A 24,892-nucleotide genomic window follows, 5' to 3' on the forward strand; every position below is an offset into this window, starting at 1 on the left:
GGAGGGCCTCATACTTTATCGCAGGACCGTCAAGAGGGGCGGATCCCGGCTTCTTTGGCGACCCCTTCTCGATAGGCAAGCCAGAGATCTAAAGAGCGATGGAGATGGTCGTAAACCCGCTTCCGTGAGGCGTGGGATGTTGCATTCTTGAGCACAATCTGCCAGGCATCCAGCCGGTGACCATGTTCCACCAGGTAGTGGGCCCGAATCAGATCGAGCGCCGAGGGATCGAGTTGATGATGGCGGACCAGAAAATGATTTCTTAGGACCTCTTCGATGGGAGGGGCGGCGGGGGGATTGTCGCCGATCTCTTTTCGATCGTGAATGCTCCCCTCGACAAAAATGGTGATGACGGCCGTTCCCTCCAACCAGGAGGGGGAGAGGGTGACCTCATCCAGCCAGCGGCGGTAACGGCGGCTGGCCGGCAGAAGAGAGATGCGCTGGAAGTGATTTTCCTGAAGTCCGAGCGCTTCCATCATTTTTAGGAAAAGCGCCGGGTGGGGCTTCCCGAGGCTCAAGCCGCCGGTCTCTTCTTCATATAAGTTGGTGGCCAGGGGACGCCGGGCTTCGGCCGAGGGGGTTTTTGAATAAAGCCGCCCGAGAAAGATGGGAAAATCCCGAACGTAGACCGCATATTCTTGTTGATAATGAATCTTCAATTGCGCTTTGCTGATTTTGGGACCGGAGAAGCGGGTCCACGCCCAATGATTTTTCCGGTCCATAATGGATAGAAGCTGCTCCCTGAAATGCTCGTCCGTCCACCGATCTTGCCGACTCAACGTTCCTCCTTGTGACAGCGGTTCTATACAAAGTGAATCAACGATCCCGTCTGAAAAGGGATCACCGGCTTCCATCCTAAATGAGTGTATTCAAATATCGGGCGATCGTCAAATGGTAACTTGACGGGTCACGTAGGCTCAAGTAGAGTAGGGCCTCATGGAGGGAGCTGTGGTAAGACCCCAAAAATGGGATCTGATCATCGTCGGCAGCGGGGCGGGTGGGCTTGTTCTTGCGCTGGAGCTGGCGAAGAAGGGGCTTCAGATCGCGATCCTCGACCGGCAGCCGCATCCCGTCTCCCTTCCGAGGGGGGAGATTATCCAGCCGAACGGCCTCCGTCTTCTTGACCGGTTCGGCCTTCTTCCGGAACTTCTCGCCTCGGATATTTACCGAAATGAGCGTGTGGACTTTTTTCAAAAAAAAGGACCGCTTCTCTGCACCGTCGATTATCGTCTCCTTCCGGCGCCTCCTTCCTACTCTTTGATCCTTCTCCCCAAGGTCGCGCAGGACCTTCTCTTAAAGAAAATCGCTCAGAGATCGAATGTCTCTCTTTTTTGGGGGACCACTTTCCGAGGCTTCGTATATGAAGGGACGCGGCTGACCGGGGTCGAGGTCGACTGGAACGGGGAGAAAACAACATTGCGCGCGCCGGTGGTCGTGGGGGGGGACGGCGCCCGCTCCGCGATTCGGACGGCGCTCCAAATCGAGCATCGGCTTCATCAATATAAGGATGGTTATTTGACGATGGTCGTCGATCGCCCCGCCGGGTTCGAGGGGGAATCGCGGTATTATCTCGGCCGCCGGGCGATCTTCGGCGCCTTTCCGGTCTCAAAGGAGAAACTTTATCTTTTCTATATGGTTCCTTCCGGTCTTTTAGAGCGGCTCCGTGAGGGGAGCTTTGACCTATTTAAAGAGAAGATCCTCTCGTTCCATCCCTCCACCCGTTCCTTTTTAGAAGGACCGCTCAAAGCGGTTTCTTCTTGGAAGGAGACCTCCTATATGTCCTGTTTTCGAGTTCGGTGCGGGCGGTGGGTCACGGACGGCGCCGCGCTGATCGGGGATGCCGCCCATGCGATGAACCCTCACGTGGCGCAGGGGAGAAATACGGCGATGGAAGATGGAATCGTTCTCGCGGAAGTTCTGGAGACATGTTTCCGGAAGGGAGAGTTTTCGGCGGAAGCGCTCTCCGACTACGAATCACGGCGCCGCCCCTCCGTGGAGGCGCTCCAACGGCTTGGAGACGAGCTGACCTGGCTCTGGAACAGCGGTTTCCCCCCGGTGACCTGGGCGCGAGATCGGATCTTCCGATCGATCCATTTCAAACGAGATCTCCACGATAAAATCCTGATGACGATCGCGGGATTAAAGGAGAGTCCCTTTGATCTAACCGACCGTTGGAGAGCGCTCCATCTTTGGGGCGGGCTTCCCGACGGCCCCGGAGAAAATCTGACATAGGCTGTCCTTTTGCAGAACAAGCCGGCAGGGGCTTGGAGCATCCGGTCTTCTCCGGAAGCCCGCTCCAGGATTTGACATTTGTACTCTTCTCGGATACCTTCATGATCGATATGAATTGATTGAATAATCATGGAGAATCGTTCAATGCGCCTGACCGGAGGGCCCTGGGTCCCGATGCTCCTTGTTCTCTATTTCGTTGTGTTGTCGTCTTGCACATCGGTGGAGGCAAAGCGGGAGAAGCACTATCAAAGGGGGCGGGACTATGTCGCCGAAGCGAAGTACCCGGAGGCGGTCGTCGAGTTTAAAAATGTTCTCCAACTCGATCCGAATCATGTCGATGCGAAGTATCACCTGGGGCTTGCTTATCTGAAAATGGGCGGACCGGCCAATCTACGAAATGCTTTTAAGATGTTGAGTGAGGCGGTGGAAAAAAAACCGGATCTCATCGACGCTCAAATCAAACTCGCCGGCCTTTATTTGGCGTCGAACGACCTGATCAAGGCAAAGGAAAAATCCGACTGGATCCTCGATAAAGAGCCCAACAGTGTCGACGCCCTTTTGGTGAAGGCTCGCATCGAGCAGAGGGAAGGCCGTCTGGACGATGCGGAGAAAACGTATCGTCAACTCCTCGATCTCGATTCGAAGCGGCTGTTGACCTACTATGAGTTTGCCGGCCTTCACCTGCTGAAGAAGGATCCTGCGTCGGCCGAGGCGCTTCTCCAGAAGGCCCTTGCAATCGATTCCAACTCGGTTGAAAGCCATGTTACCCTCGCCCGGTTCTATCATTATAATCGGCAGCCTGCCGAGGCCGAGGCCTTTTACCAAAAAGCGCTCGCCCTTTCCCCTCAGAACAAATCGCTCTATTTTGCGTTGGCGAATTTTTATACGATTGAAAAAAGGACGGCGGAGGCGGAAACCAAACTGGTAGAGGCGAGTCAACTCGACGTAAAAGATCCCCAACCCTTTATCGCGCTCGGTGATTTTTACGTCAGCCACCGTAAGATGCAAGAGGCGGAGAGGGCCTATCGGCAGGCGACGGATGCCAGGCCGGATGGAATATTCAGCCGGAAGCGGCTGGCCGATTTTTACCTCAATCAAGGGAAGAGGAACGAGGCGGGAGGGATGATTGAAGAGCTCTTGACGAAGAATGCAAACGATCCGGAAGGGCTTTTGCTAAAGGGCCGCCTTCTCCTGGCGGAGAACAAAAGCGGCGAGGCCGTGGCCCTGATCAGGAAGGCGGTTCAGTCGGAACCCTCTCTTCGTTCGGGACATTACTTCCTCGGACTGGCTCATTTTGCGGATCACGATATCCAACAGGCGAAGTCGGCATTTTCGGAGGCGCTCAGTCAGAATCCAAAAGATGTCCGCGCCCGAACGGCGATCGCGGAGATGCACCTTCAGGCGCGGTCGTTTGATCTTGCCGAGACGGAAGCCGAACGGGCGATCGAATTGGATCCTTCCAATATCAAAGCGCTCTTGATTTTGGGGGATGCCTCTGCAGCAAAGGGGGAGATCAAAAAAGGGGAAGGTTCTTATCAGCAGATCGTCAAATTGGCGCCGAATGAGCCGATCGGCTATTACAAGCTCGGTCTTCTCCGGCGCGGACAGAAAAGGGACCCGGAAGCGCTGACGCTTTTCGAGAAGGCATTATCGCTCAACTCGGACCATGTCGATGCGTTGGCGCAGATTGTTACGATCGATTTTTCAAGAGGGGATTCGGAAAAAGCGCTAAAACGGGTCACGACGCAGGTGGATGCATCGCCGCAAAACCCGGCTTTGTATAACCTGCTGGCAAAAGTTTATATTGCAAAAAAAGAGTTCAAAAAGGCGGAAGAGAGTTATCAGAAGGCAATCGAAGTTGATCCGGATTATCTTGCCTCTTATGTAGATCTTGGGAGCCTCTATGTTCAGGGGAAGCGGTTTGATCAGGCGATCCAAAAGTTGGATGAGGCGGTCAAGGTCAATCCGAACCTCCCCCAAATCTATATGACACGGGGGTCGATTTATGAGGCGCAGCAAAAGTATGCTCAAGCGAGAGGCGACTATGAGAAAGCGCTGCAGATTGATCCGAGCTTTGCGCCGGCCGCGAATAATTTAGCCTGGATTTACGCCGAACATGGGGGCAACATCGATCGTGCGTTGACCTTGGCGCAAATGGCAAAGGAGAAATACCCGGATGATCCTGCCATTTCCGACACGCTCGGCTGGATCTATTATAAAAAGAATGCCTTTCTGAAAGCGGTTTCTCTGTTGGAGGAGAGCGCCCAAAAGTTGTCGAAGAACCCGGTTGTTCGTTATCATCTGGGAATGGCCTATTACAAAAGCGGTCAGAATGGGCTCGCTAAAAAAGAGTTGTCCGAATCATTAAAGCTCGGGAAGGAATTTCCCGGCGCCGATGAGGCGGAGAGGACATTGAACGAGCTGTAGTGCCGTTCCGAATCGACGTCGATGAGGCGTTGGATGGTTCAGCTAGCCTTACTGCCAATATTTATTTTTGGGTAAGGTCGATTATTTATTATTACTTATTATAGGATAAACGAATTAAATTCGTAATGCCAAGATCGAGTGATCCGGTCAAGAGCGACGGTCTTCTTTCAAGCCGCTGTTTTTTAATGAAAACTTAAAATTCATTTCTTTAATTCATTTCTTTAGATGACCTGAATTTCGATAATGAAGCCTCTCGGCGTCAAAAAATTGACTTTTGACCCGGATTCATGTTATTTAGGTATATTCCTCGGGTTCTGAGATGGTTGGTTCCATGATTTCTAATCAAAAGCGGCTTGCGGCCCAGCTTAAGAAAATCGATTCGAATGATCTTGACCTCGATTCCCTTTTCAATGAGATCTTTTCAGAAGTCAAAAAAGAGATTCCATTTCGGGCCGGATGGTTTTTTCAGACGAGTCCGAATACGTTGCAACCGATTCAATCCGCTCGGCAAGTCTGGAGCGGAGTGGCTCCCCCGGAAATGAACGGCGCGAATCACGGTTCGTCGCTATTCCCGACCGTTCGACAACTGCTGCAAAGGGGTGCGCTCTGTATGCGGGGAGAGGAGTGGTGGAGTCCCTCTCGTCTCAGCAGCCATCCGATCTATCAAAGAGTATTGAAGCCGAATCAGCTTCACTTTGCCCTTATTCTTGTTCTTCTCGATGGGGAGAAGAAGTGTAGAGGGTACATTACCCTTTGGAGAGAGAAGAATAAAGGCGATTTTACTGACGCAAATCTTGAAGCATTAAGCTTTGCTTCCCCGATCATCGGAGCCCACTTAGAGAGAATTCCTGTTTCTCAAAAGAAATCAATAGTTTCTGAGATCAGCGAGGAAGAGCTCCATCAGCTGGTTCGCCGGCGGGCGCAACCCGGTATCCTTATTCTCAATCAGGATGGGCACATTCTTTATGTGAACCAGGACGCCAAAGGCCTTCTGGAAGCGCTTACAGCGAAAAGCCCTTCACCCTCTCCGAATCATGGTCCGTTGCCTCAAATCGTCTATCAACTTTATACCCAGTTTAAGGAAAACATCAACGGCATCGGCCCGGATCTGCTTGGGTCATCCATGCCGACGGTCAACCGAGTTTGCATCCATGAGGGGGTTGTCTTTCTTTTCCGGGCGCTTCTTTTACAGAAGCAAGGCACCAGTCGAGACTCCATGCATATTATGGTATTAATCGAAAAAGTATCCCAAGGGGTTCGGATCGATCAGTTTGTCCAGTCGACGAACCTGACCGAGCGCGAGCAGGCTGTTGTGCGGCTCCTCCTTGAAGGGAAAACGAATAAAGAGGTTGCATCGTGCATGAATATCGGGGAGTATACCGTCAAAGATCATGTCAAAAGAATCATGAAAAAATTAAACGTTACGACGCGAGCCGGCATTGTGGCAAAAATTCTTCACCAGCACCTCCCCGCCAATAATGAACGTTAAACGTTATTCGTTTAACGTTAAACGTGAAAACCCAAGACAAAGAGCAACTCCCCCTTATTTTCTTTTATCTCTACGATTAACGAATACCATTTAACGAATAACGATTTCTTCACAACCCCCTCTTTTGGGGGGATTGATATTTGGACGATTATCACTTAGATTGTAACAATATTTCGGCAAGAAAAAGGGTAGCGATGGACGGATCGCTACCCTTTTACCTCCCCTGAGTGGTGGTAAACGCTTCTTGTAAGGAGGGTATCCCAGTGGATGAGATACATTTATTCATATATCATCTTTCAGGAATACCTGTCAAGATTCCCTCCTTTTGAAATTGAAACAATCCTGTGAAGTATAGAGGCTCTTGTCTGAGCCGTGCTTCGAACCCTGTAAGACAGAGTATTCGTATGCCACGATTAACCAACTACCATGTAGGAAGGGCAAGCATGGCGAAAGGAATCGATCGAGAACGGAGGGAATCAGAGCGGTATGGACTTCGGACAAAAGTAATGTATGAGCCCTCCGCGGGACTGGACCTTAAAGAAAAGGTGCATGCTGGAAGAACGATCAATATCAGCAGCGGGGGCTTTTGTTTGAAGACGGAAACGCCTCTGTCGCAATCCCAGATCATACGGGTGAGCATTCCCATACCGAAAGTAAATGCGATGTCACCCACATTGGCGGAAGTGTGTTGGGTGGAGGGGCTGAAGAAGCAAAAGGGATATTGGGTCGGTCTTCGTTTTCTCTTATAAAGTAAGAAAAGGGTAGCGATGGCCAGATCGCTACCCTTTCAGTTTCCTTACGATACTATGAACGTCCCATAAGGCGGGGTATCTCCACGGTGGAGAGATACAGGTGCTGTATATCATGATAAAAGGCCTGTGTCAATATCCCCTCCTCCCGCACCCGCGAGTTGGAAGAGGGGATTTTTGTTTGCGACTGGAGGAAATGTGTTTGTCGGAAAGTATTTGATGGTGGTCTCCTTAGGGTTGGTTTTGCTGGTGAACGGCGCCTGCGCCGAACGCCGGAAAACGATTTCTCAATCGGAGAATCAAACGGCGGAGATGCAGGAATCGACCATTTCAGCATCCAAAGAATATATTCTCGGCGCGGAGGATGTCGTAGAAATTCTTGTTTGGAGAAATGAAGCGCTCTCCCGGACGGTGTCCATTCGTCCCGATGGTAAGATTTCACTTCCAATTGTGGGCGATTTACAGGCGGCCGGCTTATCCGCGACGCAGTTGCGCGATTCGATCAAAGAACATCTGCAGGAATACAAAGAGACGCCTGAAGTCTCTGTCATTATCCGAGAAGTCAACAGCCTGGCGGTTTTTATCCTGGGAGAGGTCGCCCGTCCCGGAAAACTTCAACTCCGAAGCGAGACGACCCTCCTTCAGGCTTTGTCCTTATCGGGCGGCTTCACCCAGTATGCGGACCCGGATAACATTCTCCTCTTGCGGAGAGAAGGAGGTGGCGAGACGCGGATCCGCGTCCGCTACAAGGACATCGTCAGCGGCAGGAATCCCGACGGAAATCTTCTTCTCCATCGAGGGGACACCATTTTAGTTCCATGATTTTCATGATTCACAACGTAAAAACAAGATCAATCCGTAGCGAAGGATAGGGTGAAGATGGAAGAGACGAACCAGGATCTTCTACAGCTTGTGCGCGATTACCTTGGGATGGTTTGGCGTCAAAAAATGTGGATCATCCTTCCGCTCATCGGAGGAATCCTCATCGCCGGCGTTCTGATCGTGAAATTACCCAAAATCTATCGATCCAAGACGCTCATCCTGGTCGAGGCGCAAAAGGTTCCGGAGGAATATGTCAAGTCGGCCGTCTCGGGGACGGTGGAAGGCCGCCTTTCAACCATCCAGCAGCAGATCATGAGCCGGAGCCTTATTGAAAAAATTATCAAAAAGTTCGGACTCTATCCGGAAAACTCCAACGGGGTGATTACGGAAGAAGCCGTCGGCCGGATACGGAACAATATCGATGTCAGAACGACCGTGGCGAGAAACAACAATATCGAGGCCTTTTCCATCTCCTTCCAGGGAAAAGATCCGGTGATGGTGATGAATGTAACCAACGAACTCGCCTCTCTCTTTATCGAGGAGAACTTGAAGATCCGAGAGCAGTTGGTCGAAGGGACCACTGAATTCCTCGACAACGAGTTAAAAAACTTGAAAGAAACGCTGGAGCGGCAGGAGGCCCGGATCGGTGAGTTCAAACGGATGAATATGGGAGAACTTCCCCAACAGTTGGAGGCGAACCTTCGTTCGCTCGATCGGATTCAGTCGGACCTTCTAGCGACTCAATTGGCCAAACGGTCCGCGCAAGACCGAAAACTGGTTCTTGAGAAAACCATCGAATTGACACGGCAGCGGATCGAGAGGGCAGCCAGTCAGGAACGGGAAATCGACGATAAAACCCTTCTCGAATCGGGGATCGCACCTCCTACGGCGGAAAGACCCCCCTCTCCGCAGATGCTTAAATTGATCCAAAAGAAAATGGATCTTGCCAATCTTCAGACGGAATATAAGGAGACTTATCCCGATATTATTATGCTGAAGCGGGAGATTCAAGAGCTGGAGGATCAAGTCGCCCTTACGGAAATGAGCGAGGCGGGAACGCTTCCGGCGGGATTGAGGGAGCCGGGCCAAAACAACCAAAGTGATCGAAGAAGAGCGCCGTTGAGGGTGCCGATGGGTTTTGAGCTGGAGAGATCGCACATCGCCGAAAGCCAACGGCAGATTCAGACGATTGAAGTGGAGCTGAACACCCTGAAAGAGCGGGAGATCGGGCTTCAAAAACAGATTCAACTTTACGAAAGACGGGTCGAAAACGTGCCGGCACGCGAACAAGATCTGGCTGTTTTGGAGCGAGATTATGAAAACACCAAGAAAAACTATGAGTCGCTCTTGGACAAGAAGTTAAACGCACAAATCTCCGAAAACCTCGAGAAGCGGCAAAAAGGGGAGCAGTTTCGGATCCTCGATCCGGCCAATTTTCCGGAAAGGCCTTTCAAACCGGTGCCGATGCAAATCGGTTTGATGGGGATCGCCGGCGGGCTGGGGGTGGGCATTGCGCTTGCTTTTATTCGAGAGAAACTCGACAGCTCCATCCGCAAACCGGAGGAAGTGGAACGGATTACCTCCGTGCCGGTCCTTGCCTCGATTCCGGACTTCGATGAAGAATTGATGATCACTGAGAAGTACTTGAGCAAAACCGCGGTGAATGATGAGAAAACAAATGGCGAAACGAGTCATACCTGATTTTCAGGAAGGAAAAGGGGAGGAGTTGGTGACCTTGACCCGACGGGCTTCCCTTGCCTCCGACCGGTACCGAATGCTTTTTGCAAAGGTGGATCAACTCTGCCGCACACCGGAGAAAAAGTTGATCGCCCTGACCAGCTCGATCAAGGGGGAGGGAAAAACAACCACCACGGCGAATTTGGCGATTGTGGCCGCGCGCGATTTCGGGAAGCGGTGCCTCATTATCGACGGGGATTTTAAAAACCCGACATTGGCAAAAAAATTCGCCATGCCCGAAGAGTCGGGTTTGATCGATGTCATCGAGGGAAGGGTGCAGCTTGGAAACGCGCTGAAAAGAGGGCCGGTTGAGAATTTGGCCATTCTCCCGATGGGACGCCGATCGGGCAAGGAGAATAATATATGGACGACGGAAGAGATCAAGCATGTTTTGACCGAAGTGCGGGCTTGGTTTGATTACATTTGGATCGACGCCCCGCCGATTCTTCCCCTTTTCGATATGAGCTTCATTTCGGATTCGGTCGACGGCACCCTGATTGTGGTCCGAGCCGGGGAGGTTCCCGAGCAGGTCCTCGCCCAGGCGATCAAATCACTCGGTTCTTCAAAGATCATCGGAAGCGTCCTCAACAGGGCCAAGATGGATTGGCCTTCCCGGTATTATGAGTATGGGTATTAGCAGGCAGCAGTAAAGGGCATCGGAACGTCACATCGTCGGTTGTTTTAAGCATTTTGACCTTTCTTTCTGGTGGACTTGGAAAATGATTCGGATTTTTAATCGTTATCTCCCGATTCGGGATACCGTGTACTTCATCTTGGAAAATGCGCTCATCCTTCTCTTCCTCATGTGGTCTACGACCATGGGAAGCGGGTGGCCCAATTTAATCTTGGTCCCGCTCGTCGTTCAGGTTTGTCTCTATTACAATGAATTGCATCCCTCCTTTCCCCGATTTTCCCTGAAAGAGTTTTGGGTGAAGCATCTTCAGTCGATCCTGCTGGCGGGGGGAATTCTTTTTGCGATTTTTGTGGTCACCCCCGTTGAGATCGCATCGACGGAGCGCTTCTGGAAGCATCTGGCTTTTTCCCCGTTCATCCTGATCGGACTTCGTCTCGGGTACCAGGCGCTGGTCGCCGTGCGACAATGGGAGACATCGGTGCTCATCATCGGATCGGGACAGGTTGCGACGCTCTTGATGGATACCCTGAGTCGACACCGGAATTTGGGTTATCGGCCCGTTCAGTTCAAATGGGATTTAGGCGCCCCGGATAAGCTGGGAGAAGAATGGGAAAAACTCGGAAATGTGCTCGGGATGCATCAGGTCCGCAAGGTGGTGATCGCTTTGAATGACCGGCGCAGGCAGCTTCCGGTCGAAGCGCTCCTCAACCTTCGGGTGCAGGGGGTCGAGGTGATCGAAGGCGTTTCTTTTTACGAGCAGATTTCGGGCAAGATCCTCGTCAAACCCCTTCGGCCGAGCAGCCTAATCTTCAGCGAAGGGTTCAACCGGATGAAGATTATGCGCCTATCGAAGCGCGCGCTGGATATTTTTCTCGCCTCCGTCGGCTCGATCGTTTCCTTGCCGATCTTTGCGATCCTCGCCGTTTTGATCAAGCTCGATTCGAAGGGGCCGATTTTTTATCGCCAGGAGCGGGTGGGAGAGAAGGGAAAAACCTTCATGGTGATTAAATTCCGCTCGATGCGCCAGGACGCCGAGACAAAAACCGGGCCGGTTTGGGCCAGTGAAAACGACCCGCGCGTGACGCGACTGGGAAGGATCATGCGGTTGCTCCGTCTCGATGAGATTCCTCAGATGATCAACGTCCTCAGGGGAGAAATGAGCTTCGTCGGGCCGAGGCCTGAAAGGCCGGTCTTTGTAGACCAGCTTCGGAAGAAAATTCCCTATTATGATCTCCGGTTTACCGTCAAGCCCGGACTGACCGGCTGGGCCCAGATTAAATACCAATATGGATCGACCGAGGAAGACGCCCTGGAAAAGCTCCAGTATGACCTCTACTACATCAAGCATCTTTCCCCCCTCTTTGACCTGACCATCGTGATGGAGACCATTCAGGTGATCTTGGGAGGAAAAGGACGATGAAGCGGCGCGGGTCTGGAGGGGAGCGAGCCGGAGGGCGGGGAACCGATTGAGGGCGCACAATACCCGACACCGCATTTTCTCCCGGGGACTATTAGGAAAGTGGGTCACGCCGGTTTTGATTTTCCTCATCGGTTTTCATGAAAGCGCAGAAGGGGTCGTCACTTTTTCCCCTTCGCTCGCTCTTTCGGAAAGATACAGCGATAATTTTTTCTTCTCGGAGATAGAGGCGAATCGAGAAGGTGAATTTACAACCAGGGTGGGTCCGCAATTGACATTGGCCGCTGAAAATCGAAATTGGAGCATGTCCGCAAGGTATGAAGGGACCGCGGAGTTCAACGCGCGCCATCCGGAAGAGAACCAGTACGGCCAAACGCTCGGGATCGATCTCCATTCGCGGGGGGGCAGAAGGTTTGACCTCCGTATTACCGAGAGCGTCGCTTATGTGCCGGAGCTCCCCGCTTTTTCTTTCGGCCGAAGCGGTGACCCGCTCGCCCCCGAGGCCAACCAGGGGATTCAGGTCGGCCGGACCAATACTTTCCGAAACCGTGCCGGAATGGTGCTCGGTTATCGCTGGACCCCTCTTTTCAGCGCGTCCCTCTCTTATAATAATCTGATCAATCGATATCAGGGAGGGACACTGAGGGATCACATCGTCCATGAGGGTGGTTTGAGCGGCAACTATCAAGCGTCGCGAAACCTTCAGTGGAGGATCTCTTATTCGGCCTCTCTCAAGGAATATGAAGAAGCGGATTCAATCCTGGCGCATCAGTCCGACATCGGAGCGGTTTATCAGATCAACCGGACCTTCAGGGCGAATCTCGGGGCGGGCGCCGCGCTCATTCCGGGGGACTCGACGCAATGGACATTCGGCGCGGGGGTGGAAAAGACCGGTCCGATGGGGAGTCTCTCGCTGCAGTACATCCGTGGAATCGGAACCGGCGGCGGTGTGACGACGACGCCGACCCTTACCCAAAATCTGGTGGCCGGGGTCACGCGGGTCCTGGGACGGTCGGCGTCGGCTTCCCTCCGATTCGGCTATGGCGTCAACGAGGCCCTTTCCGGCTCCCCTCTGGAGATCTCCACCCAGGAGGTCGGAATAGAAATGCAAGCGAGTCTCTTTTCCTGGCTGAGCGGAGGGGTGAATTATTCCTATTTGAGCCAACGGACGGAAGGGGGTGCGACCGATCGCGGTGCCCGGAGAAATCTGGTGATGGTCACCCTGACGGCCGCGCCGGCGTTGAGGATCATGCAATAAAATGGACACGAGGATGGGTCAAGTGATGGATGGTCGATTGAATGCACTGACGATCGATGTTGAAGATTACTATCAGGTCTCCGGCTTCGAATCCCACATTCGGTTCGAGCAGTGGCCCGATTATGAGAGCCGGGTGGTCGGAAACACCTGGCGCCTTCTGGAGATGCTTCATTTTCATCGGGTGAAGGCGACCTTTTTCATTCTCGGCTGGATTGCGGAACGTTACCCCCAGGTCGTCCTCGCCATCCACAAGGAGGGGCATGAGATCGCCTCTCACGGCTACCGGCACCGTCTCGTTTACAATATGAGCCGGGAGGAATTTCGACAGGACACCGAACGGTCGAAGGAGGTTTTGGAAGATCTCTGCGGTGTGCCGGTCGTCGGCTATCGGGCGGCGAGTTATTCGATCACCAAGCAGACTCTCTGGAGTCTTGAAGTCTTGCATGCGTTGGGTTTTCAATACGATTCGAGCATCTTTCCAATTCATCATGACCGATATGGAATCCCAAATGCTTCCCGATTCCCCTATGGCCACTCCCTGTCGGAGGGGAGAGAACTGCTGGAATTTCCTTTGTCGACGGTCCGAATGATGAAGTGGAATATCCCGATAGCGGGCGGGGGATATTTGCGGCTCTTTCCCTATTGGTTTATTCGGTGGGGAATCGCACAAATCAACGAAAAGGAGAAGGCTCCGGCGATTGTTTATCTTCATCCTTGGGAAATTGACCCGAACCAACCCCGGATAAATGGAGATCGGCTCTCCCGGTTCAGGCATTATGTCAATTTGGAAAAAATGGAACAGAAACTGAAGAATCTTCTTTCTGATTTCCAATTTGTTCCCCTGAGGGTATTGGCGGAATCGTACCGCGGGAGCGATCTCAGCCTGCCGGGAGAGGTCAAGGGGATTTCGGCACCGGTCGCCGTCGGCCGCAATCATATCGGGATCACAGAATGAATCTCTCCATCTCCGAGATGGTTCAGAAGACTTGGGTTCAATTCGGGTACCCGGCCAAGCAGTTTTGGCTGCAATCCGCTCTGCTGGCGGGAGCGGTGCTCTTTTGCTATGCCGGTCTGTTTGCCAGCCTGGTACAGACTTGGTGGAGCAATGATGTCTACTCTCATGGCTTTTTGGTTCCATTCATCAGTCTTTACATCGTATGGCTTCGGCGAGGGAACCTCGTGAATCTCCCCCTTGCTTCGAACTATGTTTGGGGACTTCCTGTTGTTCTGGCCGGCCTGACATTGCGGCTTGGCGGAAATGCCGGAGGGGTTCTCCTGGCAGAGGAATTCTCTCTGATCATTACCGTGGCCGGGATGGTGCTCCTTCTCCTCGGCGTTGCATTTCTGAAGGTATTGTGGTTCCCTATCACTTATCTGCTTTTCATGCTCCCCTCTTGGGGAATCATGATTGACCGGCTTCATTTTCCCTTTCAGAAGTTCTCGGCGATTTTGGGGACGGCAATGTTGCAGATGATCGGTGTTCCCGCCTTTCGGCAGTCGATCTTCATTGAATTGCCGAATATTACCCTGGAGGTGGCGAAGGTATGCAGCGGCGTAAGTTATCTCATCGCGATCTTGGCCATGGCGGTGGCGCTGGCTTCGATTGTCTTGCGCAGCTGGCCTAGAAAAATCCTTCTGGTCGGTGGTGCGGTAGTGATCGGAATTTTGACAAACAGCCTCCGAATTGCTTTTATCGGGGCCCTTTCTTACCATCAGATATCGGAAAGTCTGCACGGCCCGTATCACATTCTACAGGGACTCGTCGTTTCGCAGATCGGTTTCGTCGTCTTATTTCTAGGAACGTGGTCTCTCTCGAAAAGGCCTGCCGTCTTAGTCGCGGTCCCGCGGCCGTCGGCTTCGTTTGAAGCGGATGTTCGGCCAAAACTCATTTTGAAGGGGCTCCCTGGCTATCCCCTTTCGATTCTGACGGCGATGTTGCTTTTGGTCGGAGGATATCTTCACTTCTTTCAGCCCCGTCCTGTTCCGTTGAAGATGGAATTGACAGCTTTCCCCTTCTCCGTCGGACCCTGGTGGGGAAGCGACGGGGGGAGCGGTTACGGCGCATTCGGAGTTGTCGATGCAAGCCTGTCGAGAACATACAGGACCGCCTCCGGGAAAGCGCTGCATTTCTATATCGGCTATTACGAAGCGCAATCACAAGGAAGAGAACTGGTCAACTATGAATCCGGGGCGTTTCATCGGGCCTCGGTGCCGATGCAGGTCGGACTAAACGGTGGGAAGAGCCTGGAGGTCAATCGACTGATTGATCAAAAAACGAATCGAGTGATCTTATTCTGGTATGACCTCAACGGGCGCACTGCGACCGATCGGTTTTTGGCGAAAGCCTACACCACCTGGGATACCCTTGTTCGCGGATCGTCGAATGGGGCGGTGATTGTCGTTTCGGGCGAATTCACCCAGAGCGATCCAGATCCGGCATTGTCGGATGCTGAGGCATTTATCAGAGAGATCGTCCCGGTGCTCCGGGGTTATCTTCCTCCCGAAAGCGGGGCGTAATGAATCGACCGGCGGATGCGCTGACCATTCAGAGACTCACGACAGAGGAAGGGTTTTCACGACTTCGAGGCCGTTGGAATGCGCTTTTGGAGGCCTCTTCGGCAGATCACTATTTTCTGCGCTGGGAATGGTTATCGACTTGGTGGGATGCCTACAAAACCAGCCGGGATAGACTCTGCATCCTTCTTCTTCTTAGAGGGGAGGATCTGGTCGGTATTGCGCCGTTTTACGTGACCAATCAATCGTGGAAAAATATCTTCAAGGTCCGGCGCCTTCTTTTTTTAGGAACCACGCAGGAGAGTCTCGTCTCAGAATATATGAACATTATTTGCCGGCCTGGGGAAGAAGAGGCGGTTGTCAAACGGGTGATCAATGAAGTGGTGCAGGAAGACCTTTGTGACGATCTCTCACTTCATAACATTGTCACCACCTCGCAAACGCTCCCCCTTCTTAAAAAAGCGTCAGAGGCGAGACAATTTTTATGCAATACGAGCTGTGAAATGGAGAGCCCGTATATTCATCTGCCTTCTTCATGGGAGGAATTCCTATCGGGTTGCCGACCCTCTCTGAGGCATCAGATTCGAAGCCAACAAAAAAAGCTTTTCCGATATCCGGCGGTTTCGTTCCGGAAGACGCGCGATCTCTCTGAATTGGAAAGGGATTTTAAGGAATTTGTCCGGCTGCACCAGCAGCGGTGGGAGGCGCGGCGTCTTCCCGGTTCGTTTGCAGAGGGACGGTTTCCGCTCTTTCAGCGCCGGATGGCGGCATCAATGCTCGAAAAAGGGCATCTAGAGTTGAAATTCCTCTCAATTCAGGGGAAAAATGTGGCCGCCTTGTACAACATCAGATACAAAGATCGGGTATATTATTATCAATCGGGGATGGATCTTTCTTTCGATCCGACCTTGGCACCCGGACTATTGCTCCACGCTCATGCAATCGAGGAAGCGATCCGGGACGGGATGAAGGAGTACGATTTTCTGATGAGGGGCAGCGGGGATTCTTATAAGAAAAGATGGACCGGCGAGTACAGGACCCTTTGCAGCATCTATCTGGCGCGTCCGGGCATTGTAAAGATCGTTGAACTGATTCGAAACAAGGCGAGGGCCATTCGCTCCTTCGCCAAGGCCTCCGCAGAGAGGCCCAAGCTCATATCAACGATCCTGAAGAGGGGGGAGGCGATTCGATGAAAGTAGTTATCCTTGCGGGAGGCTTCGGTACACGCATCAGCGAGGAGAGCCATCTCAAGCCGAAGCCGATGATCGAGATCGGAGGGAAGCCGATCCTTTGGCACATCATGAACATTTATGCATGCCAGGGGGTCAAGGAGTTTGTGATCGCCGTCGGCTACAAAGCGGAGGTCATCAAAGAGTACTTTCTTAATTTTTACGCGATCAATAATGATATCTCCATCGATCTCGCCACCGGAGCGGTCAAAATTCTCGCTGGGAAACAGCCAAACTGGAAAGTTCACATCGTTGATACCGGCCTCTATACGCAGACGGGTGGACGGCTAAAGCGAATACGGAGTTGGCTGGAGGACGATGAGGAGTTTTTTTTTACTTATGGGGACGGGCTGGCCGACGTCGATATCGGAGCGCTGTTGCGATTCCACCGAGCGCACGGTAAGCTCGCCACGATGACGACCGTCCTTCCACCGGCTCGGTTCGGGCGAATCACATTTAAAGAGGATCAGATCGTCCAATTTCATGAGAAGCCGATTGACGGAGAAGGACGGATTAATGGCGGCTATTTCGTCCTGAATCGGCGGGCGATTGATTACATCAACGATGATGAAACCATCTGGGAGAGAGCGCCGCTGGAGCATTTGGCAGGCCACGGCGAATTGATGGGATATCGCCACGACGGTTTCTGGTCGTGCATGGATACGATTAAAGAGAAGAGTATTTTGGAAGAACTATGGATCTCGGGGAAAGCGCCTTGGAAAATCTGGGAATGAACCGGCCCTTCTGGAATGGCAAAAAGGTCCTACTGACTGGACATACCGGATTCAAGGGAAGTTGGTTATCCCTTTGGCTCCAGAAGATGGGTGTCGATTTGGTCGGCTATGCCCTTCCTCCCTCGACGACGCTAAGCCTATTTAAGGTAGCCCGGATCTCGGATGGGATGACGTCGATTCTGGGCGACATTCGGGATTTTGATCATCTCAAAAGGGTGATTCTCAAGGAGCAACCTGAGATCATCATACACATGGCCGCGCAATCACTGGTCCGCCGCTCTTATACGCATCCCGTCGAGACCTACGCGACCAATGTCATGGGGACAGTGAATCTTTTTGAGGCCGTCCGCCACGCCGAGAGTGTCCGCATCGTGGTCAACGTGACGAGTGACAAATGCTATGAAAACAACGCTCCCCACCCTGGATACCGGGAAGAGGAACCGATGGGGGGAAAGGACCCTTACTCTAGCAGCAAAGGATGCGCGGAATTGGTGACCTCGGCCTACCGCCAATCGTTCTTTGCCGATAAGGGTCATCCCCATCGGGGCGTCGCCGTCGCGACTGCCCGGGCAGGCAATGTGGTCGGGGGTGGGGATTGGGCGGAGGACCGGCTTGTTCCCGACATCGTACGGGCATTCATGGAAGAGCGTCCCGTTCTCATCCGCAATCCACATGCAATTCGTCCCTGGCAACATGTGTTGGAGCCACTCCGGGGATATCTCTCCCTCGCGGAGCGGCTCTGGACGCAGGGGTCTGCCTTTGCCGAGGGGTGGAACTTCGGTCCGGCCGAAGACGATGCAAAGCCGGTCTCCTGGATTGTAGAACGACTGGCCGATCTCTGGGGAGAGAGAGCCCGATGGGAATTGGATTCGGCGCAACATCCCTATGAGGCCGGCGTTCTAAAATTGGATTGTTCTAAAGCGAAGAGTCTGCTAAGTTGGTATCCGGTCCTTGGTTTACCAGTGGCGCTGGAATGGATCATCGAATGGTACCGCGGCTATCTTAATCATCTGGATATGCGCCTTTTGACTGAGGAGCAGATTGCGCGGTATGAGCGGCTGGCTGCGAAATGATCTTCATTGAGACAAAACTCCCGGGAGCGTTCATTATCGAACTCGAAAAACGCGAGGATGAGCGGGGATTTTTTGCGAGGGCGTGGTGCCAGAAAGAGGTCCGGGCCAAAGGGTTGAACGATTTTTCAGTTCAGATGAACATTTCCTATAATAAAACGCGGGGAACCTTGCGGGGGATGCACTATCAGGTGGCCCCCTCTGAAGAGATCAAGTTGGTCCGCTGTGTCCGGGGAATTGTCTACGATGTCATTATCGATCTGCGACCCGATTCACCCACACATGGAGAGTGGATCGCCGTAGAATTGACGGCCGATAATTATCGAACGCTTTATGTACCCAAAAACTTTGCGCATGGCTATCAGACGTTAAGGGATGATTCTGAAGTTCTCTATCAGGTCTCGGAGTTCTATTCTCCCGCGTTGGAGAGGGGCGTCCGATATAATGATCCTGCATTCGCGATTGAATGGCCGTTGCCGGTCAGTGGGATATCGGATAAAGATCGGAGTTGGCCGGATTATATTTTGATGAAAGATTCTGATTCACCGACGTGGCGTACGAGGGGAGGGAGATGATCATCATTGATAAAATGCTGGAGAGATGCGAGGAGGAGGGTCGTCCTATCCGGGTTGGAATGATCGGCGCCGGGTTCATGGCCAAGGGAATTCTCCTGCAGACATTTAGCGCGGTGAAGGGGATCCGGATCGTCGCCGTTTCGAATCGCCGCCTGGAGCAGGCGAGGCGGGCTTTTATGGAGGTGGGCATCGACCGAGTGCGTGAGGTTCATACCGTGGCAGAGATGGAGGAGTGTGTCTCCTCCAACCAATATGCGGTGACCGAGGATCCCGAGTTCCTCTGCCGGGCGGAAGGGATCGACGCGATTATTGAGGTCACGGGGACAATCGAATTTGGAGCCCGGATCGTCTGCGAGGCGCTGGCGCATCGAAAGCATGTCATCCTGATGAATGCAGAGCTCGATGGCACATTGGGCCCAATTTTGAAGGTGTATGCCGAGCGAGCGGGTGTGGTGATCACCAATGTAGACGGCGATCAACCCGGGGTGATCATGAACCTTTATCGGTTTGTGAAGGGAATCGGGGTCAGGCCCGTACTGTGCGGCAACATCAAAGGACTGCATGATCCCTATCGCAATCCGACCACCCAGGAAGGATTCGCGCGCCGATGGAAACAAAATCCGTATATGGTCACCTCGTTCGCCGATGGGACCAAGATCTCCTTTGAACAGGCGATTGTGGCCAATGCGACCGGAATGCGGGTGTTCAAGCGGGGGATGATGGGACCGCACGTTCCGGAGGGGACCCCGGTCCAGGAAGCAGTCAACTGGTATCCCAAAGACGCCATGATGGAAGGGGCCGGGTTTGTGGACTATGTCGTCGGCGCGTCGCCCAATCCTGGCGTTTTCGTGATCGGTGTGCATACCGATCCTGTTCAGCAGCATTATTTGAATCTCTACAAAATGGGAACTGGCCCCTTTTATTGTTTCTATACGCCCTATCATCTCTGCCACTTTGAGGTGCCGAACACCGTTGCGCGCGCTGTCCTATTCCGGGATGCCGCCATTACGCCGCTCGGCCGGCCGATGGTGGATGTGGTGGCTGCAGCAAAGAGGGATCTCAAGGCCGGCGAGGTCTTGGACGGGATCGGGGGTTACATGACGTATGGGCTTTGCGAGAATGCGGAGGTGGCGAATTTGCTGGAACTCCTCCCCATGGGACTGGCGGAGGGGTGCAGGTTGAGTCGGGATGTACCGAGAACTCAGGTGCTCACCTACGCGGATGTAGCGCTTCCCGAAGGACGGCTCTCGGATCGGTTGAGGAATGAGCAAAACGCCCACTTCGGAATGACCAGCGCGCGACTAAGTTGTCAACCCCCTGTGTCATAGGGCACTGTAAGTGTTCAAGGAATGTCGACGATGGAATCATACGGAGAAGACTTTATTTTGAGGATGAGGAAATGAAAATCGAAGAGCAGATACAACTGAACACGCCGTCTGCCGTCTTGGAGCGTGCGAAGGAGAAACAATTTCCCCCCATTCGGATCGAACCTTCCAAAGGATGGATTTCCCTCAAACTGGATGAAGTCTGGACCTACCGGGAGCTTCTCTATTTCCTCATCTGGCGGGATGTGAAGGTTCGGTATAAGCAGACGGTTTTAGGAATTGCCTGGGCGATCATTCAACCGCTCTTTACGATGATGATCTTCTCGCTCTTCTTCGGCGGTCTGGCGAAGATGCCGTCGGACGGAGTTCCCTATCCGATCTTCACCCTGGCCGCTTTGGTCCCATGGACTTTCTTCGCGAACGGATTGACGCAGGCGTCCAACAGCCTAGTCGGCAGCGCCAATTTGATCAAGAAAGTTTATTTCCCGAGGCTGACGGTACCGCTCGCTTCGGTCTTCAGCGGCATCGTCGATTTCGTCTTTGCCTTCGTCATCCTGCTGGCGATGATGCTCTATTACGGCGTTGTGCCGACGGTCAACCTGATTTGGCTGCCGGCCCTTCTCCTACTTGCTCTGACGACGGCACTGGGGGTGTCGCTCTGGCTGTCGGCCATGAACGTTCAATTTCGGGATGTTCGTTATGCTGTCCCCTTCCTGACGCAGCTCTGGCTTTTCGCCACGCCGATCGCCTATCCCAGCAGCCTGCTGAGTGAGCCTTGGAGAACGGTCTACGGCATCAACCCGATGGTCGGCGTGGTGGAGGGGTTTCGTTGGGCGTTGCTCGGAACCGAAACGGCATTGGGCCCGATGATGGGGGTTTCGGCCGTAACGGCCGTCGCGCTTCTGGTAAGCGGGACCTATTATTTTCGCCGTCTGGAAAAAACCTTTGCGGATGTGGTTTGATGAATGATCCTTGGGGATAGATGGGCACAGGGCAGCACAGACACAGAGGCACAAAGAGAAGTGAGAATGTATAGAGACTTACAGATTTGGCAAAGATCCATGGTTTTAATTGCTGAAGCATATAAGATTTCTAAAGGGTTTCCTAAAGATGAAACTTACGGATTGACTTTTCAAATGAGGCGCTGCGCAACTTCAATTCCCAGCAACATGGCGGAAGGTTATGGTCGGAATTCGACGAATGCTTCATTTCCTGCGAACTGCAACGGGTTCTCTATATGAATTGCAAACCCAGATGGAAATTTCTATGAATCTGCATTATTAAACAGAGATTAATTCGATAAGGTATATGCGTTAAGCTGAGAGATAGAACGAATGCTCAGCAGTTTAATTAGGAAGCTAAGTGGCAAATAGGCAAGAACCTTTGTGCCTCTGTGCCTATCTCAGCTTTCTCGAATGGATGAAATCATGGGCGATATCGCGATTCGGACCGTCGGCCTGAGCAAACTCTACCACACAGGGAGCAAGCAAGAGCCGTATAAGACCCTTCGAGACACACTGACCGAGGCGTTTCTCTCGCCGATCCGGCGGGTCGGCCGACTGATTCGTGGCCAGGCGACCGGCGCGGCGGAGCTCAACGAGCCCTTCTGGGCGTTGAGGGACCTTTGCCTGGAGATTAAACATGGTGAAGTCGTCGGCATTATCGGACGAAACGGCGCCGGGAAGAGCACCCTGTTGAAGATTCTTTCCCGAATCACCGAGCCGACGCATGGTTTTGCGGAAATCCATGGACGGGTCGGCTCTCTCCTGGAAGTGGGGACCGGCTTCCACCCGGAGCTGACCGGGCGGGAGAACATCTATCTCAACGGCGCCATCCTCGGGATGAAAAGGGCCGATATCAAACGTCGGTTCGATGAGATCGTCGATTTTGCTGAAATCGAGAAGTTCCTCGACACGCCGGTCAAGCACTACTCCAGCGGGATGTACATGCGGCTGGCGTTCGCCGTGGCTGCTCATCTGGAGCCGGAAATACTCATGGTGGACGAGGTCCTAGCGGTGGGAGATATCGCGTTCCAGAAGAAATGTTTGAATAAAATGAGAGAGGTCGGCAAGGGAGGGCGGACTGTGCTCTTTGTCTCCCACAACATGCAGGCCGTCACCCGGATGTGTCAACGGGCGATTCTCGTCAACGAGGGCCGGATCAAAGAGGATGGACCCGCAGGCCGGGTTGTCGCGAGCTACATGAATGCCGGCTTGCTTAACGTACCCGAGCGCGAATGGCCCGATCCTGCTACGGCACCTGGGGGTGAATTAGCCCGATTGAGAGCGGTGCGCGTGCGCGATGGGGAGGGACGTGTGGCCGACCTGATTGACGTGACGAGCCAGATCATGATCGAAATGGAATACGAAATCTTGAAATCGGGCTATGTGTTTGCGCCTAATTTTGGTGTTTGGAATGAAGAGGGGATCTGCATATTCGCCTCCCTAGATGTCGATCCGGCCTGGCTTGGACGCAGACGCCCCTCCGGCAGATACCGAAGTCGGGCGATCATCCCTAGACACTTTCTCAAAGAAGGGACCCTTTTCGTGAACGCAGATCTCGTCACGCTCGATCCGATGACTGTACAGTGTAATGAGCATCAAGTGGTGTCCTTCTCGGTAGTCGACTCAGGGAGTGGTCTATCGGCCAGAGGGGGGTACAACGGAAGGATGCTGGGTGTTGTGCAGCCGCTATTGGAATGGAAAACGGAAAGGCTCGATTCGTGAATCGACGTTCGCAGCGATATTTAGATCAGCCAAAATATCGAAAGTCGGGAGGCAGCCAAGATGTGTGGAATTTTCGGCATTGTAATGCATAACGGCGAGTTCGTTCCTGGGAAAGACCGGCTGGAACAGGCCGCCCGTCTCCTGGAACATCGAGGTCCGGATGGTTATGGAGTATATTCAGAGCCCGGTCTGGGATTCGTCCACACCCGATTGTCTCTCGTCGACCTCTCATCACGAAGCAACCAACCGTTTTGGGATACCGAAGGGCGCTATTGTATCGTCTATAATGGGGAGATTTATAACTTTAAGGAGTTACGTTCGGAGCTTGAAACGCAGGGCATCCCCTTCCGAACGACGAGTGACACGGAGGTTCTATTACAGAGCATCATTTACACAGGATTGGAAAAAACCCTCCAGCGCTTGGAGGGAATGTTTGCATTTGTTTTCTACGATAAAGTTGAAAAAAAGCTGGTTCTTGCCAGAGATCGGTTTGGAATCAAACCGCTATTCATTTATGAGGATGAGAATTGTTTTTTGTTTTCTTCAGAAGTGAAGGCGATGATGCCCTGGATCGACTTGAAGCCTGATTTCCCAACCATTTCGGCCTTCCTCTACGGCTTTAACGGTCCGACCAAGGGACATACGTTTTTCGACAAAGTCAAAATCCTCTCTCCCGGATCGGTCGTGAAGGTGCGAATCGGTGGCAAGTCCGAATTCAAGACGTTCTTTTCTATGCCGGATTTCTGGGACCCGGAACATGCCGATCGGATAAAATGCTTAAAGCCGGCGCAGATCGTCGATCAGGTGGAGCAGCTGCTGCTTGAGAGTGTTAGGAAGCAGCTTGTCGCGGATGTTCCCATCGGAGGCCTCTGCAGCGGCGGCTTGGATTCCTCCATCATCGTGGCAATGGCGGCCAGATTTCATAAGAACTTGGCTGTCTTCCATGCAAACATTGTTGGCAAGCTCAGCGAATATGATGCCGCCTATCAACTTGCCAAGCATCTGAAGTTGGATTTACAAGCAGCCGATGTTCATGACCACCATTTTATTGATGAGATTCCGGTCGTCACCGAGCATTTCAGCCTCCCGTTCTATATCTGTCCTCACTCTATTCCTCTGTTGATGGTTGCCAGGTTGATCCGCAGAAATGGGATAAAAGCTGTTCTGTCGGGAGAGGGTTCTGACGAGTGTTTCCTCGGTTATGATTATTTGTCCCCGGATATTCGGAAGTGGCCTCAATACGCACTCCGGGCGTTCAGGAAGATGATGAGGATAATACGCCGCCGTAAACCGAACACTGCTCCTTACTGGGCTCAATCGTCCGAATTTGCGATGGGTTTACACACCCGATTTGAGCGCGAGTATGAGAACGCGGAAATCCGCTCCAGTCTGAAAAAAGAACTCGGGACATCGGCGGGCGAGTCGGCTTATCATTCGATGGACCTGCTGAGCTATCACCTCCGCAGATTGCTTCATCGGAACGATACAATGGGGATGGCCGCCAGTGTCGAGGCCAGGTTTCCGTTCCTGGACAGCGCCCTGGTCAAGTTCGCGGTCAATATGCCGTACGAGTACAAGGTCAGATTCTCTCCTTTCTTCTTGGACCCAAACCATTATTTCTTCAAGGATAAATGGGTCGTGCGGGAGGTGGCAAGACGGTATCTGCCCAAAGAGTTGCACGAGAGACCGAAGAAACCCTTCCCGATTAATGCGTTCGATCGTATGGAGATATCTTCTGAACTGTTTGAAGGATCAGTCATTCTTGAGATGTTCGGCTTGACAACGCGTGAGGCCGATTTTCTCTTTGAGAATGCAGGCAGGAACCTCCGGCTCAGGCTTATGCATTTGGAAGTTTGGTCCAAGGTGTTTTTTGAAGGCGTCTCCAAAGAGGCTATTACGGAAAGGCTACGGAAAAACATTTCGATCACAGCCGCGGGATGATCGTCTGGGTTGA

At 52.7% G+C, this 24,892-nt stretch carries 21 protein-coding genes; 20 read left to right on the plus strand and 1 reads right to left on the minus strand.

All coding sequences use genetic code 11. The features are described 5' to 3' along the window. Positions 1-29: 29 nt before the first annotated feature. Positions 30-779, minus strand: a complete 750-nt coding sequence (locus tag MNODULE_RS15335) for an iron-containing redox enzyme family protein (RefSeq protein WP_168061451.1) — start codon at positions 777-779, stop codon at positions 30-32. A 169-nt stretch (positions 780-948) separates the two neighbouring features. On the opposite strand from MNODULE_RS15335, the gene MNODULE_RS15340 reads away from it, so the two are divergent. The 20 genes from MNODULE_RS15340 (at position 949) to asnB (ending at position 24,879) form a co-directional block, all read left to right on the plus strand. Continuing rightward, complete coding sequence (locus tag MNODULE_RS15340; RefSeq protein ID WP_168061453.1) at positions 949-2,232, plus strand: FAD-dependent monooxygenase; 1,284 nt, start codon at positions 949-951, stop codon at positions 2,230-2,232. 144 nt (positions 2,233-2,376) lie between these two features. Beyond that, a complete protein-coding gene (locus MNODULE_RS15345; RefSeq protein WP_168061455.1) occupies positions 2,377-4,659 on the plus strand; it encodes a tetratricopeptide repeat protein in 2,283 nt (760 codons plus the stop codon). Positions 4,660-4,990: 331 nt separating this feature from the next. Beyond that, entirely contained in the window at positions 4,991-6,148 is a 1,158-nt protein-coding gene (locus tag MNODULE_RS15350) for a helix-turn-helix domain-containing protein (RefSeq protein WP_168061457.1), read from the plus strand. A gap of 443 nt (positions 6,149-6,591) precedes the next feature. After that, complete coding sequence (locus MNODULE_RS25490; protein WP_168061459.1) at positions 6,592-6,897, plus strand: PilZ domain-containing protein; 306 nt, start codon at positions 6,592-6,594, stop codon at positions 6,895-6,897. Positions 6,898-7,095: 198 nt separating this feature from the next. Next, positions 7,096-7,719 (plus strand): polysaccharide biosynthesis/export family protein, encoded by a 624-nt coding sequence (locus MNODULE_RS15360; RefSeq protein WP_168061461.1) that lies wholly within the window; start codon positions 7,096-7,098, stop codon positions 7,717-7,719. A 57-nt stretch (positions 7,720-7,776) separates the two neighbouring features. Further along, entirely contained in the window at positions 7,777-9,420 is a 1,644-nt protein-coding gene (locus MNODULE_RS15365; RefSeq protein WP_168061463.1) for a GNVR domain-containing protein, read from the plus strand. Further along, entirely contained in the window at positions 9,398-10,093 is a 696-nt protein-coding gene (locus tag MNODULE_RS15370) for a tyrosine-protein kinase family protein (protein WP_168061465.1), read from the plus strand. Before MNODULE_RS15365 ends, MNODULE_RS15370 begins: the two co-directional genes overlap by 23 nt. An 82-nt stretch (positions 10,094-10,175) precedes the next feature. After that, a complete protein-coding gene (locus MNODULE_RS15375) occupies positions 10,176-11,510 on the plus strand; it encodes a TIGR03013 family XrtA/PEP-CTERM system glycosyltransferase (RefSeq protein WP_168061467.1) in 1,335 nt (444 codons plus the stop codon). 301 nt (positions 11,511-11,811) lie between these two features. Next, the gene (locus MNODULE_RS15380; protein WP_168061469.1) at positions 11,812-12,765 is read left to right on the plus strand and encodes a hypothetical protein; all 954 of its coding nucleotides are present in this window, start codon (positions 11,812-11,814) and stop codon (positions 12,763-12,765) included. 25 nt (positions 12,766-12,790) lie between these two features. Continuing rightward, a complete protein-coding gene (locus MNODULE_RS15385; protein ID WP_168061471.1) occupies positions 12,791-13,720 on the plus strand; it encodes an XrtA system polysaccharide deacetylase in 930 nt (309 codons plus the stop codon). Beyond that, complete coding sequence (gene xrtW, locus MNODULE_RS15390; protein ID WP_168061473.1) at positions 13,717-15,282, plus strand: exosortase W; 1,566 nt, start codon at positions 13,717-13,719, stop codon at positions 15,280-15,282. The genes MNODULE_RS15385 and xrtW overlap by 4 nt, the downstream gene beginning before the upstream one ends. After that, positions 15,282-16,472 carry a GNAT family N-acetyltransferase gene (locus MNODULE_RS15395; protein ID WP_168061475.1) on the plus strand — a complete coding sequence of 397 codons (1,191 nt, stop codon included), beginning with the start codon at positions 15,282-15,284 and terminating at the stop codon, positions 16,470-16,472. Before xrtW ends, MNODULE_RS15395 begins: the two co-directional genes overlap by 1 nt. Further along, a complete protein-coding gene (rfbF, locus tag MNODULE_RS15400) occupies positions 16,469-17,242 on the plus strand; it encodes a glucose-1-phosphate cytidylyltransferase (RefSeq protein ID WP_168061477.1) in 774 nt (257 codons plus the stop codon). The genes MNODULE_RS15395 and rfbF overlap by 4 nt, the downstream gene beginning before the upstream one ends. After that, positions 17,203-18,315: a CDP-glucose 4,6-dehydratase gene (gene rfbG, locus MNODULE_RS15405; protein ID WP_202882228.1), complete on the plus strand. Its 1,113-nt coding sequence runs from the start codon at positions 17,203-17,205 to the stop codon at positions 18,313-18,315. Before rfbF ends, rfbG begins: the two co-directional genes overlap by 40 nt. Then, entirely contained in the window at positions 18,312-18,887 is a 576-nt protein-coding gene (gene rfbC, locus MNODULE_RS15410) for a dTDP-4-dehydrorhamnose 3,5-epimerase (protein WP_168061479.1), read from the plus strand. Before rfbG ends, rfbC begins: the two co-directional genes overlap by 4 nt. After that, positions 18,884-20,215, plus strand: a complete 1,332-nt coding sequence (locus MNODULE_RS15415) for an NAD(P)H-dependent oxidoreductase (protein WP_168061481.1) — start codon at positions 18,884-18,886, stop codon at positions 20,213-20,215. Before rfbC ends, MNODULE_RS15415 begins: the two co-directional genes overlap by 4 nt. 71 nt (positions 20,216-20,286) lie before the next feature. Next, the gene (locus MNODULE_RS15420; RefSeq protein ID WP_168061483.1) at positions 20,287-21,174 is read left to right on the plus strand and encodes an ABC transporter permease; all 888 of its coding nucleotides are present in this window, start codon (positions 20,287-20,289) and stop codon (positions 21,172-21,174) included. 66 nt (positions 21,175-21,240) lie between these two features. After that, on the plus strand, positions 21,241-21,453 hold the full coding sequence (locus MNODULE_RS25495; protein ID WP_202882229.1) for a four helix bundle protein: 213 nt from the start codon (positions 21,241-21,243) through the stop codon (positions 21,451-21,453). A gap of 186 nt (positions 21,454-21,639) precedes the next feature. Continuing rightward, the gene (locus tag MNODULE_RS15430) at positions 21,640-22,938 is read left to right on the plus strand and encodes an ABC transporter ATP-binding protein (RefSeq protein ID WP_168061485.1); all 1,299 of its coding nucleotides are present in this window, start codon (positions 21,640-21,642) and stop codon (positions 22,936-22,938) included. Positions 22,939-22,998: 60 nt separating this feature from the next. Next, entirely contained in the window at positions 22,999-24,879 is a 1,881-nt protein-coding gene (gene asnB / locus MNODULE_RS15435; protein WP_168061487.1) for an asparagine synthase (glutamine-hydrolyzing), read from the plus strand. Positions 24,880-24,892 lie beyond the last annotated feature (13 nt).

The organism is Candidatus Manganitrophus noduliformans, assembly GCF_012184425.1.
Lineage (GTDB): Bacteria > Nitrospirota > Nitrospiria > SBBL01 > Manganitrophaceae > Manganitrophus > Manganitrophus noduliformans.